Annotated in this window: 19 protein-coding genes; 5 read left to right on the top strand and 14 right to left on the bottom strand. The window is 68.1% G+C overall.

The genetic code is table 11. The features are described 5' to 3' along the window. Window positions 1–534: cytochrome c oxidase subunit II transmembrane domain-containing protein (locus tag VFL64_RS20515; RefSeq protein WP_489542238.1), on the bottom strand; the 534-nt coding region annotated here is incomplete at its 3' end. Window positions 535–827: 293 nt separating this feature from the next. Continuing rightward, window positions 828–1,739, bottom strand: a complete 912-nt coding sequence (locus VFL64_RS20510) for a class I SAM-dependent methyltransferase (RefSeq protein WP_489542237.1) — start codon at window positions 1,737–1,739, stop codon at window positions 828–830. Between the two features lie 24 nt (window positions 1,740–1,763). Between VFL64_RS20510 and VFL64_RS20505 the strand changes: the two genes are divergently transcribed. Together VFL64_RS20505 and trmL are read left to right on the top strand one after the other, a co-directional pair. Further along, window positions 1,764–2,468 (top strand): ComFC family protein, encoded by a 705-nt coding sequence (locus VFL64_RS20505; protein ID WP_489542236.1) that lies wholly within the window; start codon window positions 1,764–1,766, stop codon window positions 2,466–2,468. Window positions 2,469–2,485: 17 nt separating this feature from the next. Further along, window positions 2,486–2,956 carry a tRNA (uridine(34)/cytosine(34)/5-carboxymethylaminomethyluridine(34)-2'-O)-methyltransferase TrmL gene (gene trmL, locus VFL64_RS20500; protein ID WP_489542235.1) on the top strand — a complete coding sequence of 157 codons (471 nt, stop codon included), beginning with the start codon at window positions 2,486–2,488 and terminating at the stop codon, window positions 2,954–2,956. Window positions 2,957–2,980: 24 nt separating this feature from the next. On the opposite strand, the gene VFL64_RS20495 is transcribed toward trmL, so the two are convergent. The 4 genes from VFL64_RS20495 to VFL64_RS20480 form a co-directional block, all read right to left on the bottom strand. After that, complete coding sequence (locus VFL64_RS20495; protein WP_489542234.1) at window positions 2,981–3,967, bottom strand: NAD(P)H-dependent glycerol-3-phosphate dehydrogenase; 987 nt, start codon at window positions 3,965–3,967, stop codon at window positions 2,981–2,983. A 16-nt stretch (window positions 3,968–3,983) separates the two neighbouring features. After that, on the bottom strand, window positions 3,984–4,460 hold the full coding sequence (gene secB, locus VFL64_RS20490) for a protein-export chaperone SecB (RefSeq protein WP_489542233.1): 477 nt from the start codon (window positions 4,458–4,460) through the stop codon (window positions 3,984–3,986). Window positions 4,461–4,625: 165 nt separating this feature from the next. Then, window positions 4,626–4,886 carry a glutaredoxin 3 gene (grxC, locus tag VFL64_RS20485; RefSeq protein ID WP_489542232.1) on the bottom strand — a complete coding sequence of 87 codons (261 nt, stop codon included), beginning with the start codon at window positions 4,884–4,886 and terminating at the stop codon, window positions 4,626–4,628. A gap of 16 nt (window positions 4,887–4,902) precedes the next feature. Next, window positions 4,903–5,313, bottom strand: coding sequence for a rhodanese-like domain-containing protein (locus VFL64_RS20480; RefSeq protein WP_489542231.1), 411 nt, complete (start codon window positions 5,311–5,313; stop codon window positions 4,903–4,905). Window positions 5,314–5,400: 87 nt separating this feature from the next. Here VFL64_RS20480 and gpmA point away from each other — a divergent pair, with 87 nt between their 5' ends. Further along, a complete protein-coding gene (gene gpmA, locus VFL64_RS20475; RefSeq protein WP_489542230.1) occupies window positions 5,401–6,147 on the top strand; it encodes a 2,3-diphosphoglycerate-dependent phosphoglycerate mutase in 747 nt (248 codons plus the stop codon). Window positions 6,148–6,153: 6 nt separating this feature from the next. Here the strand turns inward: gpmA and VFL64_RS20470 are convergent, their stop codons facing one another. Continuing rightward, on the bottom strand, window positions 6,154–7,536 hold the full coding sequence (locus VFL64_RS20470) for an MATE family efflux transporter (protein WP_489542229.1): 1,383 nt from the start codon (window positions 7,534–7,536) through the stop codon (window positions 6,154–6,156). Window positions 7,537–7,592: 56 nt separating this feature from the next. Further along, window positions 7,593–8,531 (bottom strand): bifunctional Delta(1)-pyrroline-2-carboxylate/Delta(1)-piperideine-2-carboxylate reductase, encoded by a 939-nt coding sequence (gene lhpI, locus VFL64_RS20465; protein ID WP_489542228.1) that lies wholly within the window; start codon window positions 8,529–8,531, stop codon window positions 7,593–7,595. 46 nt (window positions 8,532–8,577) lie between these two features. On the opposite strand from lhpI, the gene VFL64_RS20460 reads away from it, so the two are divergent. Further along, entirely contained in the window at window positions 8,578–9,069 is a 492-nt protein-coding gene (locus VFL64_RS20460; RefSeq protein ID WP_489542227.1) for a pilin, read from the top strand. A 10-nt stretch (window positions 9,070–9,079) separates the two neighbouring features. Here the strand turns inward: VFL64_RS20460 and VFL64_RS20455 are convergent, their stop codons facing one another. Genes VFL64_RS20455 through VFL64_RS20430 form a run of 6 tightly spaced genes read right to left on the bottom strand, consistent with a single transcriptional unit; the run spans window position 9,080 to window position 13,609 of the window. Beyond that, a complete protein-coding gene (locus tag VFL64_RS20455) occupies window positions 9,080–9,838 on the bottom strand; it encodes a lysophospholipid acyltransferase family protein (protein WP_489542226.1) in 759 nt (252 codons plus the stop codon). Between the two features lie 5 nt (window positions 9,839–9,843). Continuing rightward, window positions 9,844–11,139, bottom strand: a complete 1,296-nt coding sequence (locus VFL64_RS20450; RefSeq protein WP_489542225.1) for a dihydroorotase — start codon at window positions 11,137–11,139, stop codon at window positions 9,844–9,846. Between the two features lie 16 nt (window positions 11,140–11,155). Further along, a complete protein-coding gene (locus VFL64_RS20445; RefSeq protein WP_489542224.1) occupies window positions 11,156–12,112 on the bottom strand; it encodes an aspartate carbamoyltransferase catalytic subunit in 957 nt (318 codons plus the stop codon). Then, complete coding sequence (gene pyrR / locus VFL64_RS20440; RefSeq protein WP_489542223.1) at window positions 12,112–12,618, bottom strand: bifunctional pyr operon transcriptional regulator/uracil phosphoribosyltransferase PyrR; 507 nt, start codon at window positions 12,616–12,618, stop codon at window positions 12,112–12,114. The genes VFL64_RS20445 and pyrR overlap by 1 nt, the downstream gene beginning before the upstream one ends. Next, the gene (ruvX, locus tag VFL64_RS20435; protein WP_489542222.1) at window positions 12,615–13,025 is read right to left on the bottom strand and encodes a Holliday junction resolvase RuvX; all 411 of its coding nucleotides are present in this window, start codon (window positions 13,023–13,025) and stop codon (window positions 12,615–12,617) included. The genes pyrR and ruvX overlap by 4 nt, the downstream gene beginning before the upstream one ends. Continuing rightward, window positions 13,022–13,609 carry a YqgE/AlgH family protein gene (locus VFL64_RS20430; RefSeq protein ID WP_489542221.1) on the bottom strand — a complete coding sequence of 196 codons (588 nt, stop codon included), beginning with the start codon at window positions 13,607–13,609 and terminating at the stop codon, window positions 13,022–13,024. The genes ruvX and VFL64_RS20430 overlap by 4 nt, the downstream gene beginning before the upstream one ends. 34 nt (window positions 13,610–13,643) lie before the next feature. On the opposite strand from VFL64_RS20430, the gene VFL64_RS20425 reads away from it, so the two are divergent. After that, a complete protein-coding gene (locus VFL64_RS20425) occupies window positions 13,644–15,107 on the top strand; it encodes a cryptochrome/photolyase family protein (RefSeq protein ID WP_489542220.1) in 1,464 nt (487 codons plus the stop codon). Window positions 15,108–15,114: the final 7 nt, after the last annotated feature.

The raw sequence follows: 15,114 nt of genomic DNA, 5'->3' as shown, positions 1-15,114 counted from the left end.
GTTGACCGGCACCACCAGTGGGTTGTCGACCTTCAGCAGGTAGTCGTCGCCCTGTGGATGGCCCGAATCAGCCATCTCGCGGTGTGTGACGTCGAGCGTCGACAGAAAGCCGACGCCCTCGCCCTCGCCCTTCAGGTAGTCGTAGCCCCACTTCCACTGGATGCCGGTGGCCTTGATGGTGAGGTCGGCGGCGCTGGTGTCCTTCATCGCCACCACGGCCTTGGTGGCCGGCAGCGCCATCAGGATCACGATGATGAAGGGAACGACCGTCCAGGCGATCTCGACCTTCACGCTCTCGTGGAAGTTGGAAGCCTTGTGGCCCTTGGACTTGCGGTGCTTGAAGATCGAATAGAACATCACGCCGAAGACGGCGAAGAAGATGATCAGGCAGATGATCATCATGAAGTAGTGCAGGTGCTGCTGCTCGGCGGCGATCTTGGTGACCGGCGGATGCAGATCCAGCTGATTGACCGCCGGACCACCCGGCAGGTTGTTGACGGCCATCGCAGCGGAGGTGGCCAGCGCGGCGCTCATCGCCAAGCTGAACTGCCCCACTCTCTTGCAGAGAGACTGGCAAAGTGATTTCGTCATCTTCATCATGGTCGTTTCAGTTTTCAAGATTCGCATCGATGCCAGCACGCGGCGCTGCCGAGGGCGCAAAAAACGCCGGCAGTGGACTGGATGCATGTGTGCTGTCGCGTCGGTGCACCCAGTTCACGGCCATTCGGCCCGACCTTCGACCCGCGTTACCGACAGCGAGCCCCGGGTGAACCTGCATTTTTCAAGCCCACAAGTTTAACGCAGGCTTTTGGGCGGACGAGCCCGGCTCAACCCCGGGGTGACTTTGTCCGCACCATGGCGCGCATGTCGTCGAGCGAAACCGTGGTCTCTGCGCTCAGCGGAACTCGCGGCGCCGCCTTGAAGGCATGGCCATAGGCCACCTCGAACTGCATGTGAATGCGGCCGTCGGGCGCCGCCAACCCAGCCAGTTCCGCCAGCAGGCGCTCACGCCAGCGCGGGGTACGCAGACCAGCGAAGCGCTCGGGCGAGGCATTGGCGCCGAGGGTGCGCAACTCGCGCAGAAAGGCCTCCGGGCCATCCCAGCTGAGGCTCAGCACCTCCTGGTCCATCACCGGGTCGGCAAAGCCGGCGTGCACGAGCATGTCGCCCAGGTCGTGCATGTCGACCAGCTCGGCCATGGCCGGCGGCCAACCCAGGCGCTGGTACAGATTGCGCAGTTCATGCAACGTCCCCGGGCCCAGGCAGGAGAACATGACGAAACCGTCGACCGCCAGGGCGCGCTGCCAGCGCGCGATGAGGGCCGCCGGGTCGACCGAAGCGTGCAGCATCATGTTGGCCCATACCAGTTGCACGCTTCCCGCAACCACCTCATCGGGGCCCAGCACCTGCGGTGCCGCTCCACGCCACCGCTGGGGTGACCACCAGGGCGCCTTGGCCGCCTGCCGGCTGCGCTCACGCAGTGCATCGGTAGGCTCGACGATGAAGCGGCCCGCTTCCGGGTAGGCCTTGGAGAGCGCAGCCCCGCCGGCCCCGCCGAAGGACCACCACTCGAGCACCGCCTGCGGTTGAAGGCGGATGATCTCGAGCCGCTCGGCCATGCGGCGCGCCACTTCGGCATGCAGCCAAGGTGCTTCGTCGGCAAGGGCCAGCCGCCTCAGACACGCACGCACGCTCATCACATCGAGGTGTCGTGTCGTGGAGGCGGAAGGCTCGCTCATGGGAGGCGGAAGTATATTGACCCGATGCTTTTCACGCGCCTCCTTCAGCACGTCCCCAGCCTCTGCGCGGTATGCCGCAGCTGGGGCAAGCAGGCGTTCTGCTCCGCCTGCACGGCCCGCTTTGCGCAAACGGTGCCACGCTGCGAACGCTGCGCACTTCAGGTACCTGCTGGCGTGCGCCTGTGCGGCGCCTGCCTGACCGACCCGCCCAGCTTCGACCAGGCGCTGGCCGCCGTGGACTACGCCCATCCGTGGTCCACCCTGATCCCCCAGTTCAAGTTCCACGAAACCCTGGACCTCGCACCCGCACTCTCGGCCCTGCTCGCCGACGCGCAGCGGCGCAGTGGCGCGCTTCCACCACCGCTCGTACTGCCCGTGCCACTGAGCCCGCAGCGCCTGCGCGAGCGCGGGTTCAACCAGGCCTGGGAGATCACGCGCCGATTGGCGCACGTTCTGCACCTGAAAGCCGACGCAGGCCTGCTGTTGCGTGTGAAGGACTCGCCGCACCAACTCGCGCTGCCGCCCGAGCAGCGTGCAGCCAACGTGCGCAATGCCTTTGCAGTCGAACCGCTGCGCCTGGCTGAACTGAAAGGCCGCGCAGTCGCCGTGGTCGACGACGTGATGACCACCGGCGCCACCTTCGGCGAGATCGCGCGCGTGCTCAAGCAGGCCGGCGCGTCACGCGTCGAAGCCTGGGCCCTTGCGCGCACGCCGCGGCCGGCAGGGTAGCGCCGACAATCCGGCCCATGTTCAACATCGTCCTGGTTCATCCCGAGATCCCGCCGAACACGGGCAACGTCATCCGCCTGGCGGCCAACACCGGCTGCAGCCTGCACCTGATCGAACCGCTGGGCTTCTCGATGGACGACCGCCTGCTGCGCCGCGCCGGCCTCGACTACCACGAGTACGCGCCGGTGCAACGCCATGCGTCGTGGGACGCGTTCCTGGCCGCCGTCCGGCCCGACACCACGCGCCTGTTCGCTTTCACCACACGCGGCAGCCAGCCCTTCTCGGCCATGGCCTGGCAGGCTGGCGACTGGCTGGTGTTCGGGTCGGAAACAGCCGGCTTGCCCGCCGCGCTGCGCGACAGCTTTGCCCCGGCCCAGCGGGTGCGCCTGCCCATGCGTGCCGGCCAGCGCAGCCTGAACCTCAGCAACACCGTGGCTGTCGCGGTGTTCGAAGCCTGGCGTCAGAACGGCTACGAAGGCGGCGCCTAGGACAGGAGCGAAGCGACTGGGGGTTCAGTTCTCGCGTCGCGCGTCGCGCGACATCAGCTCCTGGATCGCCTGGCGCGGGCTGATGCGGCCTTCGAGCACACGCACCACCGCATCGGTGATGGGCATGTCGACGCCGCAGGTCTGCGCGCGGTGCAGCACCGTCGCGGCGCAGGCCACGCCTTCGGCCACGTGGCCCAACTCCTGAAGGATCTGCGCCAGCGGCAGACCTTGCGCCAGCAGCAGGCCGACCTTGCGGTTGCGCGACAGGTCGCCGGTGGCAGTGAGTACCAGGTCGCCCAGGCCGCTCAGGCCCATGAAGGTCTCGGCGCGTGCGCCGAGTGCGGTGCCCAGGCGCGTCATCTCGGCCAGCCCGCGGGTGATCAAGGCAGCGCGCGCGTTGAGCCCGAGCTGCATGCCGTCGGCGATGCCCGTGGCGATCGCCATCACGTTCTTGACTGCGCCACCCACTTCCACGCCCACCGGGTCGCTGGAGGCATAGATGCGCAGGCTGTCACTGTGGAAGGCCTCGACAGCGCGCTCGCACAAGGCGGCATCGGTGCTGGCGGCCACCAAAGCGGCCGGCTGACCGCGGGCCACCTCCAGCGCAAAGCTCGGCCCCGAGAGAATGCCCACGCTGGCGCCACCCGGGTGCACCGCACGCGCCACCTCGTGACCCAGCAGACCGGTGCCTTCCTGGAAGCCCTTGCACAGCCAAAGCACGCCCTCGGCATCGGCGGGCAAGCGCTGCAGCATCTCGGCCAGGCCGGCCATGGGTGTGGCGATGACGATCAGGCCGCCGCGGGCATGTGCCACGGCGGCATCGAAATCGCTCGTGATCTGCAGGGCGGCCGGCAGCTTCACGCCAGGCAGGTAGCGCGCGTTCTCGCGCGTGTGCTGCATCTGGCGGCCTTGCTCTGCATCGCGCACCCACAGCATGGTGCTGTGGCGTGCCGCCGTGCTCACCGCCAGCGCCGTGCCCCAGGCGCCGGCACCCAGCAGTGTGAGGTTCATCGCGTGGGAGCGACGATCAGTTGAGGTTGGCAGGCGCGGCGCCACCGTTGGCGGCGGCTGCTTGCTGCTGTTGCTGTGCCTCGTACATGGCCTGGAAGTTCACCTCGGCCAGCACCACCGGCGGGAAGCCGGCGCGCGTGCACACGTCGGAGACGATGGCACGCAGATAGGGGTAGACGATCTGCGGGCAGGCAATGCCGATGATGGGCTGCAGCTGCTCATCGGGAATGTTGCGGATCTCGAAGATGCCGGCCTGCTTGGCCTCTACCAGGAACAGGGTCTTGTCGTTGACCTTGGTGGTCACGGTGGCGGTCACGCTCACCTCGAAGATGCCGTCTGCCACCGGGTTGGCGGCCAAGCCGAGGTTGATGTCGACCTGGGGCTGGGCCTGCTCCAGCAGGATCTGCGGCGAGTTGGGTTGCTCCAGCGACAAGTCCTTCAGGTAGACGCGCTGGATCTGGAACACGGGAGTGGCGGGGGTCTGGTCGGCCATGGTTGTCTCGCTGATTGAATGTGGGTGCCGCGCACCGGTTGTGCGGGCTGAACCGCGGATTATGTCCGACGGGCACGACTGCCCCTCGCCCATGGATACATGGTCGATCCCCCGAGGGGACCCGGCCTGGCTTGGGGCGGCCCGGCGCGGCGGCCGGAACCCGGTTCAGGCGCCCTGCAGCAGGGGCATCAGGCCTCCCCGCTGGTCGAGCGCCACGAGGTCGTCGCAGCCGCCGACATGGGTGTTGCCGATGAAGATCTGCGGCACGGTGCGCCGGCCGGTGATCTCCATCATCGTGGTGCGCTGCGAGGGATCGAGGTCGACACGCACTTCCTCGATGCTCTCCACGCCGCGCTGCTTGAGCAGCGCCTTGGCCCGGATGCAAAAGGGGCACACGAGCGTGGTGTACATCTTGACCGCTTGCATGAACTCGAACTCCGCGTCAGGCCGACTTCTCGACCGGAAGGTTGGCTTCGCGCCAAGCCTTCAGGCCACCTGCCAGGGCCCTTGCGTTCTCGAAGCCCAGCTTGCGCAGGATAGCCACGGCCCGCGTGGCGCGTGCGCCGGTGCTGCACACCACCACCAGCGGCAAGGCCTTGTTCTTGGGCAGATCGTTGCCCGATTCGAGCTTGCCCAGCGGCACGTTCTTGGAGCCACCCGCATGGGCAGCAGCGAACTCGGCGGGCTCGCTCACGTCGATGATCACCGCGCGCTCGCGGTTGATCAGGTTCACGGCCTCGGAGGGCGACAGCGCACCACCCTGCCCCGCCGCACGCAGGCGCGGCCATGCGAGCAAACCACCCGAAATCAGGGCCACGGCGATCAGGTACCAGTTGTCGAGAAAGAATTTCACGGAAGTAGCCCAGGGGTTGGAGGCAAAGGGCGAATTATAGAATTAGGCCCTTTCCCGACTGCCCTGCGCTGCGCGCCCTGCCCTGCCATGTACAAACTCGTGCTCATCCGCCACGGCGAATCGACCTGGAACCTCGAAAACCGCTTCACCGGCTGGGTCGACGTGGAGCTCACCCCCACCGGTGTCGAGCAAGCCAAGCAAGCCGGCCGTCTGCTCAAGGAAGCCGGCTACGACTTCGACGTGGCCTACACCTCGGTGCTCAAGCGCGCCATCTGGACGCTCTGGCACACGCTCGACCAGATGGACCGCACCTGGCTGCCCGTGGTGCACCACTGGCGCCTGAACGAGCGCCACTACGGCGGCCTGCAGGGCCTGAACAAGGCCGAGACCGCCAAGCAGTACGGCGACGAGCAGGTGCTCATCTGGCGCCGCAGCTACGACACCCCGCCGCCGCCTCTGGCCGCCGACGCGCCGCTCAGCCAGCGGGGCGACATCCGCTACGCCAAGCTCAAGCCCGAAGAGATTCCGCTCACCGAGTGCCTGAAGGACACCGTGGCCCGCGTGCTGCCGGTCTGGAACGACAGCATCGCCCCCGCCATCAAGGCCGGCAAGCGCATCGTGGTCGCCGCGCACGGCAACAGCATCCGCGCGCTGGTGAAGTACCTGGACAACATCGCCGACGACGACATCGTGGGAGTGAACATCCCGAACGGCATCCCGCTGGTGTACGAGCTGGACGCCAACCTCAAGCCGATCAAGAGCTACTACCTGGGCGACGCTGAAGCGGCCGCCAAGGCCGCCGCGGCAGTGGCCAGCCAGGGCAAGAAGGGCTGACGAAGCTCAGTGCAGCAGGCGGTGCCGCGTCCACGCGGTGCCTCGCATGCGCTTGCGAAAGAGGATGTTGCGCACGATCCAGTCGGCGAACATCCCCAGCCACACACCGACCACGCCCAGACCGCACACGATGCCGAGCACATAGCCGGCACCGATGCGCAGGCCCCACATCGTGGAGCTGCCCACCAGCAGGCCGTAGCGCGTGTCGCCCGCGCCGCGCAGGCCGGCAGGCAGCACCCACGAACCGGCCCAGGCCGGCATGAACACGCAGCTGAGCGCGATCAGCCAGGCGGCCTGGCTGGTGACTTCTGCGTTGTTGCCGAACAGCCCCGCCAGCCACCACGAGAACGGCAGCACGATGGCCGCCAGGGCCGACAAGGACCAGTTGGCGCTGCGGATCACGCGGCGCAGCACGAGTTGCGCCGCCCCCGCCCGCCCCGCACCCAGGCGCATGCCTACCAGCGTGGTGGCCGCCACGCCGAGCGCCGTGCCCGGCGTATTGACGAAGGCGCTGACGTAGAAGGCGATGAAGTTGGCCGCCATCGCCGTGGTGCCGAGGCCCACCACGATGGTCTGGGTGACGATCTTGCCCAGGTGGAAGAACGACGACTCCAGCGCGGCCGGCCAGCCCACCTTGAGGATGGACTGGATGAAGCCCTTGCGCACCGGCCAGCCGGCCGCATGCTCGGCGCCCTGCTTCAAGGTAGGCCACAACGCGAGGAGCACCAGCGCCACGCCGGCGCAACGCGCCAGCAGCAAGGCCGCACCGGCGCCATTCACGCTGCCGCTCTCGCCGCGCATGAAGATCGCGGCCATGACGATCTGCGACACCGCCATCACCACCTGCACCCGCATCGCAGTGTCGGTGCGGGCCATGCCGCGCAGCACGCCACAGCTCACGAGCACCAGCGACGTCGCCATGCCGGCCACGATCACCCAGCGGAAGTAGCGGTCGGCCTGCACCTTCACCGCCTCTTCGGCACCGGGCAGCACCAGGGCGATCCACAGGCCGCGGGTGTTCCACAGCAGCAGCGCCACACCCACGCCGGCACACAAGGCCAGCGAGAGCGCACTGAAGGCCACCGAACGCAGGTCATCGCGGCGACCTGCCCCCACGCAATGGGCGACCGTCACGGTGGCACCGATGGCGAGCCCCCCGTAGATGGCGATCAGCAGGAAGTTGAGCGCGTCCATCATGCCGATGGCGGCGACAGACGCAGGCCCGAGGTGGCTCGCCATCGCCATCACCACGGTGCCGGTGAGCACCAGGGCCATCTCCTGCAGCAGCACCGGCCCGGCCAGGCGCCACACGCCACGCGGGCGGTCGAAGCGACGCCGCCACTGGTGGCGGACCCAGCGCAGGTGCGAAGCGATGGCAGGCGAGTTCAAGCGGATCAACTTAGCTCAAGCCCGGTGACCCGCGCTGTCACCTGGAGCAACCGGCGTCAGCCGGCGTGCGATTCGTACACCAGCACCGCCGCGGCCAGGTCTTCCAGGGCCGTGCCCACCGACTTGAAGACCGTGCGCTCCGTCACGGACAGGCGCCCCGGTGCTTGGCCGCGGCACAGCCGTGCGAGCGTGCTGCGCACCTCGGCCGGCGCGAACACCCCGCGCGAGATCGGCCCCAGCAGTTCGCCGCTCTTGTGCCACGCCTCTTCGGTGTCGACGTGCAGGCTGGCACCGCGGAAGCAATCGTCGTCGGCCTCGCGCATGGCCGGCGTGAAGCTGCCGATGAGGTCGAGGTGGCTCCCGGCGTGCAGCCAAGCGCCGTGCACCACCGGCTCGGTGGCCAGCGTGGCACAGCTCACGATGTCGGCCTGCGCCACGGCGGTGGCCAGGTCGCCCACCGCGCTGGCCGCGATGCCATGTTCGCCGAGGCGTGCGGCCAGTTGCTGCGCCGACGCTGCGTTGCGGCTCCACACGGCGAATTGTTCGATCGGCAACACACTGCGATACGCCTCGGCCAGCAGGCTGGCCACGCGACCGGCGCCGATCACCAGCAGGCGGCGCGCATCCGGCCGTGCGAGGTAAGACGCCGCCAGCGCGGACGCTGCCGCGGTGCGCCGCGACGTGATCTCGTCGCCGTCCATCTGCGCCAGCGGCACGCCGGTGCGGGCGTCGTAGAGCAGGTAGGTGGAGTGCAGGCCGGGCAGGCCCTGGCGCGAGTTGCCGGGCGCGATCATCACGGTCTTGAGGCCGAAGTAGCGGCCCGCTTGCCAAGCCGGCATGACCAGCACGGTGAGATCGGCGGCACCATCGACCGGCAGCGTGTGCACGCCACGCGCGGGCACCTCGCAGCCCTCGGCGAACATCTTCGCCAGGGCCGGCACCAGGCGGTCGAAGCCCAGTGCAGCACGGGTGGTGGCGGTATCGAAGAGTTTCATGGGTGGCGCTCAGCGAAGTGACTGTGACACACTGCCCGCGATGCACGTGAAGAAGACAACCACCACCCGCAAACGCGGCTTCACCCTGACCGAAGTGATGGTGGTCGTGGCCATCATCGCCATCCTCGCGCTGATGGCCGTGCCCAGCATGCAAGGCAAGTACGTGCGCGAGCAGATCGCCGAGGGCGTGCAACTGGCCAAGATCGCCAAGGACCCCGTGGCCCTGGCCTGGACGGCCACCAAGACCCTGCCCGACGACAACACCAGCGCCGGGTTGCCGGCACCGGACAAGATTGTCAGCAACGTGGTGAAGTCGGTCACCGTGGAAGGCGGCGCGATCCACATCGTGTTCGGCAACCGCGCCAACGGGGCACTCAAGGGCAAGACGCTGTCGCTGCGGCCCGCCGTGGTGGAAGACGCTCAGATCGTGCCGGTCGCCTGGGTCTGCGGCCACGCGCGCGCACCCGAGAACATGCGGGCGATGGGCGCGGACAGGACCGACATCACCAACAACTACCTGCCGCTCAACTGCCTTTGACGCGCGCCTTTCAGTGCGCGGCGGCCGGCTTCTCGCCGAAGGCCAGTTCAGCCGCGATGCGCCCGCGCACCAGATCCGACAGCTCGCGCCGTTCGTGCTCCGCGGTCGACAGGGCCGGCAGCAGCGCCACGCGCACCCGCAGTCGCCGAGCCCGCACCACCTGCCACAGCGAACTCACGAGCGTCGTGTCGCCCACCCACACCACGGCGCGGCTGGGTTGCGAATCGGCATCGGCGTAGCTGAGTGCCACCGGCTGCACCGGCGTGCGCGTCGACACCGCCGACTGCAGCAGGTTGGCATGGAAGGGCAGCAGCGAACTGCCGTCGCCGGTCGTGCCCTCGGGAAACATCGCGACCGTGTCACCGCGCGTGAGCGCATCGGCAATCTGGTGCACCACACGCAAGGCATCGCGCTTGCGTTCGCGCTCGATGAACAAGGTGCCGCCGCAGGCGACCAGCCAGCCCAGCACCGGCCAGTGCCGCACGTCGGCCTTGGACACGAAGCGCGCCGGGCTCACCGCATTGATGGCCAGAATGTCGAGCCAGGAGATGTGGTTGGCCACCAGCAGCACCGGCCCGGCATGCGGCACGCCGCTGCCTTCGACCTCCATGCCCAGCGCACGGGCCATCTGCGCGCACCAGCGGCCGGTCTGCTCCATGCGCTTGTCCGGGCCAATGAAGGGAAAGATCAGCGCACAGCGCAGCAGGCCGGCGCCGATGCGCAGCACGCACCAGCCCAGGCGCCACAGGCCTCGCAGGGTTCTCAGCACCGTGTTCAGTCCGTCTCGTGCGCGACGTGGCCGCCCACCAGCGTGTAGCGCACACGGCCCGGCAGTTCATAGCCGGCAAAGGGCGAGTGCTTGCCTTGGCTCTTCAGGGCGGCCGGCTGCACCGTCCAGTGCGCCTTCGGGTCGAACACGCACACGTCGGCCACACCCCCTTCGACCAGGCGGCCGGCGCTCGACGCCAGCGAGCCCAGCGCATCGCCCAGCACGCGCACCGGGTCGCAGCTCACGGAAGCGATCGCCTTGCGCAGGCCCACCCCCTGCTCCTCGCCCCACTTGAGCGCAAGGCTCAACAGCAGCTCCAGGCCGGTGGCCCCGGGCTCGGCTTCGGCAAAGGGCAGGTTCTTGGCGTCTTCGTCGACCGGCGTGTGGTCGCTGACGAGTGCATCCACCGTGCCATCGGCCAGCGCGGCACGGATCGCATCGCGGTCGCGCTGCTGGCGCAGCGGCGGCGTGAGCCGCATGGCGGCGTTGAAGTAGCCGATGTCGACGTCGGTGAGGTGCAGGTGGTTCACGCTCACGTCGCAGGTGACGGCCAGGCCCTCGGCCTTGGCCTGGCGCACGAGCTCGATGCCGGCGGCGCTGCTGATGCGGCACAGGTGCACGCGCGCGCCCGTCACGCGCATCAGCTCGAAGATGGTGTGCAGAGCAATCGTCTCGGCGATCACCGGAATGCCCGCCAGGCCCAGGCGCGTAGCGAGCGCGCCGCTGGCGGCCACGCCCTTGCCGAGGTAGGCGTCTTGCGGCCGCAGCCACACGGCGTAGCCGAAGGTCGATGCGTACTGCAGCGCGCGTTGCAGCACCATGGTGTCAGCAAGCGCCACGTCGGCCTGCGAGAAGCCCACGCAGCCGGCTTCGGTGAGCTCGGCCATCTCGGTGAGCACTTCGCCGGCCAGGCCGCGCGTGAGCGCACCCAGCGGGTAGAGGTGCGAGTGGTTGAGGTTGCGCGCGCGGAACTTGAGCATCTCGACGAGGCCAGGCTCGTCGAGCGTCGGGTCGGTGTCGGGCGGGCACACGAGGCTGGTCACGCCGCCGGCCACAGCGGCGGCCATCTCAGACTCCAGCATGCCCTCGTGCTCGTGCCCCGGCTCGCGCAGGCGAGCGGCCAGGTCCACCAGGCCAGGCGCCACGATCAACCCACTGGCGTCGATCGTGCGCGTCGGGCGGAACTCGGGGCTCACCGCGCCCAGCGAGACGATGCGGCCCGCGGCCACCGCGACGTCGGCAATCTCATCTCGCCCGCTCGCCGGGTCGAGCAAGCGACCGTTCTTGATCAGGAGCTTCATGTGTTCTTGTCTCTCCTCAGGCGTTGTTGCCGGCGATGGTGGACATGACGGCCATGCGCACCGCGATGCCAAAGGTGACCTGCGGCAAGATCACGCTCTGCTTGCCGTCGGCCACCGACGAGTCGATCTCCACGCCGCGGTTGATCGGGCCCGGGTGCATCACGATGGCGTCGGGCTTGGCGTGCGCGAGCTTCTCCTGCGTGAGGCCGTAGTTCTTGAAGAACTCGCCGGCGCTGGGCAGCATGGCGCCGCTCATGCGCTCGTTCTGCAGGCGCAGCATGATGATCACGTCGGCACCCTTGATGCCTTCGACCATGTCATGGCACACGCGCACGCCCATCTCCTTCAGGTCGCCCGGCACCAGGGTCTTGGGGCCGACGGCGCGGATCTCTGGCACGCCCAGCGTGGTGAGTGCGTTGATGTCGGAACGCGCCACGCGCGAGTGCACGATGTCGCCGACCACCGCCACCGTGAGGTTGGTGAAGTCCTTCTTGTAGTGGCGGATGGTGTACATGTCGAGCAGGCCCTGCGTCGGGTGCGCGTGGCGGCCATCTCCGGCGTTGACCACGTGCACGTGCGGCGCGCAGTGCTGTGCAATCAGGTAGGGTGCGCCGCTCTCGCTGTGGCGCACCACGAACATGTCGGCGTGCATGGCCGACAGGTTGGCGATGGTGTCGAGCAGGCTCTCGCCCTTGGCGGCGCTCGACTTGGCGATGTCGAGGTTGATCACGTCGGCCGACAGCCGCTTGGCCGCGATCTCGAAGGTGGTGCGCGTGCGCGTGCTGTTCTCGAAGAAGAGGTTGAACACGCTCTTGCCGCGCAAGAGCGGCACCTTCTTGACCTCGCGGTCGTTCACGCTCAGGAAGGTGCCGGCGGTGTCGAGGATGTTGTGCAGCACCTGGCGCGGCAAGCCTTCGATGGAGAGCAGGTGGATCAGCTCGCCGTGCTTGTTGAGTTGCGGGTTTCGCGTCATCAAGCCTCCTTGTGTTCTTGAATGTCGAAGCTGAAGCGGCCGTCGTCGCTGCGCGCCAGGCGCAGCTTGTGCTCCTTGGGCAGGGTGATGCGTGCGGCGGAATAGGCCGGGTGGATGGGCAGCTCGCGACCGCCGCGGTCGACCAGCACCGCCAGCGTCACGCTGGCCGGCCGGCCGAAGTCGAACAGCTCGTTGATCACTGCACGCGTGGTGCGGCCGGTGTAGAGCACGTCGTCGATCAGCACGATGGGCCGGCCGTCGATCTCGAACGGCAGCTTGGTCGGGTCGGCACTGCTCATGCCGCGGGAAGAAAAGTCGTCTCGGTGCAGGGCGCTGGAGATGACGCCGATTTCGCCGGGCAGCTTCAGGTCACGCTGCAGGCGCTCGGCCAGCCAAGCTCCGCCGGACCAGATGCCCACCAGGGCCGAACCGGGTTGCAGCAGGCCGCGCACGCCGGAGAGCAGGTCGGCGTACAAGGCCTCGGCGTCTAGGTGCAAGGTCGTCATGGCAAGTCTTTCAGGAACTGCTCCAGGATGATGGCCGCCGAGGCGGCGTCCACATCGCTGGCGCCTTGGGCGTGGGCCTCGGTGGTGGTGTAGCGCTCGTCCACCTCGTGCACCGGCAGCTTGAAGCGGCCATGCAGCTGGCGGGCGAAGCGTTGCGCGCGGGCGGTATTGTCGTGCGCCGCACCATCGGGATGGAAGGGCACACCCACCACCAGCGCGTCGGGTTGCCATTCGGCAATCAGGGCGCCCAGCGCGGCGAAGCGGGCGTCGCCCTCGGCAGCCACCGTCTTGAGCGGCGTGGCCGTGCGCGTGAGGGTGTTGCCGCTGGCCACACCCACGCGCTTGGTACCGAAATCAAAAGCGAGAAATGAGCGGGGGGTTTGGTAGGGCTGAGCCGCAAAGCTCATGCGTGCCCCGCCTCTTGACTCAGCATGCGTGGATCGATCCCCAGCAGCGACAGCGCCTTGTCGTAGCGCTGCTCCACCGGGGTGTCGAAGATGATGCCCGGCTCGGCGCTCACGTTGATCCAGCCGTTGCGGCCGATCTCTTCTTCGAGCTGGCCGGCGCTCCAGCCGCTGTAGCCGAGCGTGACCAGGATCTTCTTCGGGCCTGCGCCGTTGGAGAGCGCTTCCAGCACGTCCTTGCTGGTGGTCATCTCCAGCCCGCCGGGGATCTGCAGCGAGGAGTTGTAGTGGCCGCCTTCGTCGCCATCACCACCCAGGCGCTCGTGCAGCACAAAGCCGCGCTCGGTCTGCACCGGGCCGCCGAAGTAGACCGGGGCCTCGGCCAGATCGGCGCGGTCGAGCGTGAGCTCGACCTTCTCGAACAGGTTCTTCAGCTTGATGTCGATCGGCTTGTTGATCACCAGGCCGAGCGCGCCCTTGTCGGTGTGCTCGCACATGTAGATGACCGCACCGGCGAAGGTGTCATCGGCCATGCCGGGCATGGCGATGAGGAACTGATTGGTGAGGTTGATCGCGGCACCGGGCATGGGGCGCATTTTATTCCTGCGGCACACTGCTCCGATGGAAAAGGTTTTGGATTCGGCCCTGGTCTGGTTCCGGCGCGACCTGCGCGCCTGCGACCACGCCGCCCTGTTTCATGCATTGAAGGCCGCCCGCAAGGTGTGGTGCGCTTTCATCTTCGACCGCGAGATCCTCGACGCCCTGCCTCGTGCCGACCGGCGTGTCGAGTTCATCCACGACAGCCTGGCCGCGCTCGACGCCGACCTGCGCCGCTTGCAGCCCGAAGGCGGACTGATCGTGCGCCACGGCCTGGCCATCGACGAGCTGCCGCACCTGGCCGCCCAACTGCACGTGCAGGCGGTCTACGCCAACCACGACGACGAGCCCGCGGCGCTTGCACGGGACAGCCGGGTGCGCGGCGCGCTGGCCAACATCGGCATCGCGCTGCACACCAGCAAAGACCACGTGGTCTTCGAGCGCAGCGAAGTGCTCACCGCCAGCGGCACGCCGTTCAGCGTGTTCACGCCCTACAAGAACGCCTGGCTGAAGAAGCTGGAGCCGTTCTATGTGAGCGCCTACCCCGTCGAGAAGTACGCCACCAGCCTGGCCGCATTGCCTGACGGGGTGCGCGCAGGCGTGCCCCTGCTGACCGAGATCGGCTTCGAGGCGACCAACCTGCACGAGATGAAGCTCGGCGCCGGCAGCGCAGGCGCGCACGAGATGCTGGCCGACTTCCTGCCGCGCATGGACCGCTACGGCGACACACGCGACTTCCCGGCGGTGAAGGGGCCGAGCTATCTGTCGACGCACCTGCGCTTCGGCACGGTCTCGATCCGCGAACTGGCGCGGGAGGCAGCCACCCGCATGCACCACGGCTCCAGCGGCGCGGCGACCTGGCTGTCGGAGCTGATCTGGCGCGACTTCTATCACCAGGTGCTACACCACCACCCGCACGTGGTGAGCGCGAGCTTCAAGCCCGCCTACGACGCCATCCGGTGGGAGCACGGCAAGCAGGCCGAGGCGCACTTCAGCGCCTGGTGCCAGGGCCGCACCGGCTATCCGCTTGTCGACGCGGCCATGGCGCAGATCAACCAGACGGGTTACATGCACAACCGCCTGCGCATGGTCGTGGCGAGCTTCCTGGTGAAGGATCTCGGCATCGACTGGCGCTGGGGCGAGCGCTACTTCGCCGAGAAGCTCAACGACTACGACCTCGCTGCCAACAACGGCGGTTGGCAATGGGCCGCCTCCACCGGTTGCGATGCGCAGCCGTACTTCCGCATCTTCAACCCGGTGAGCCAGAGCGAGAAGTTCGACGCCACCGGCAAGTTCATCCGCCGCTACCTGCCGCAGCTGGCGAAGCTGCCGGACAAGGCGATCCATGCGCCCTGGCTGGCGCGGCCGATCGAGCTGGCAGAAGGCGGTGTGCGCCTGGGTACCGACTACCCCGAGCCCATCGTGATGCACGAGGAAGCGCGGCAAAGAACGCTGGAGCGCTACGCCGTGGTCAAGCAAACGAAGTGAAGCGATC

The sequence above is a fragment of the Rhizobacter sp. genome, from assembly GCF_035702065.1.
In the GTDB taxonomy this organism is placed as follows: Bacteria; Pseudomonadota; Gammaproteobacteria; order Burkholderiales; family Burkholderiaceae_C; genus Rhizobacter.
This window is presented reverse-complemented; position numbering and strand designations above follow the sequence as displayed.